Source organism: Vibrio sp. 10N.286.48.C11 (assembly GCF_041469805.1).
Classification (GTDB): Bacteria; Pseudomonadota; Gammaproteobacteria; order Enterobacterales; family Vibrionaceae; genus Vibrio; species Vibrio crassostreae_C.
The window spans coordinates 1-1,137 of record NZ_JBFRLK010000163.1 but is presented as its reverse complement, the minus strand read 5'-3'; the positions used below and the strand labels follow the sequence as shown (position 1 = coordinate 1,137).

Genomic DNA, 1,137 nt, shown 5'->3' with positions numbered 1-1,137 from the left:
TGCCCCATTGTGTGTTTCGACCGATTGAACAAACTCTTCACTAAAGCATCATTTGACTTACTTTTTTTCATGCCTAGAACTCTAACTATCTAACCAAATTTGCTAATCCACAACAAAAGGCTTCACACCTATTCCTTCCCGATGTTTTAGCCTTATAAAGGGAATTGTCAGCTTGTAAAAACAAGTTATCGGTATCAATAACTTTTCCTTTGATAGTAGAAATGCCAATACTTACCGTGACAACACCTGCATCGGTAGAGTATTCATGAGTCATTGCTTCAGCTTGTATATTTTTTCTTATTCTTTCTGCGACATGTTTTGCATCACGGAGGTTAGTATTGGGCAATACAGCCACAAACTCTTCTCCACCATACCTTACTAGTAGATCGGAATCTCTATACACATTTTTTCTTAATTGGCTAGAAATTATCTTTAGCGTTGTATCCCCCGCAGCATGACCATAATTATCATTGTAGTTTTTGAAATTATCAATATCTATAATCAGAAGTGACAAGGGCTCACCAGATCGCCTTGCTAAGGCTGAAATTTTTTTTAAATATGCTGAATAAATACGACGATTATATAGCCCTGTCAAAGGATCAATCTCGCTAAGCTCCTTTAATTTTATATTTGCCTCAACTAATTCTTTTTCCTTAAGGTCAAGAAGTTTTTGAAGCTTTACTTGCTCAGTAATATCACGACTAATACCGAACATTCCTATCAACTCACTTCCTCCATCTTTGTAAAGAGGCCATTTACAGGTAGATACCCAGCCCTCATTTCCCTCATTATCTGTATAAGGTTCGATTGAGGTTGTTTTCTGTATTCGACCTTCGATTATTTTCTCATCTTCCTTACGATACATTAATGCATGTTCATGAGGAAACAGATCAAAGTCATCTTTATCGTGAAGTTCCCTCCATGAGTTTTTCCCGACAAGCTCTGCAAAGTTCTGACTGCACAATATGAACCTATAATTCATATCCTTAAAGTAGATGTAATCGCTAGTAATAGATAATAAGGACATGAAGTGACTGAGGAAATTACTTTGCATATATCTGCTCTCTTATTTTTCGGGGGCTCACAAAATGTCAGCGTTAAATTGTCCGTCAATATGAAAGATAGCTGACTTGGCCA

1 protein-coding gene is annotated in these 1,137 nt (G+C 36.8%); it reads right to left on the bottom strand.

Features of this window, described 5'->3' with window-relative positions; genetic code table 11:
- Positions 1–85: 85 nt before the first annotated feature.
- A complete protein-coding gene (locus AB4209_RS22375) occupies positions 86–1,054 on the bottom strand; it encodes a diguanylate cyclase (RefSeq protein WP_372057440.1) in 969 nt (322 codons plus the stop codon).
- Positions 1,055–1,137 lie beyond the last annotated feature (83 nt).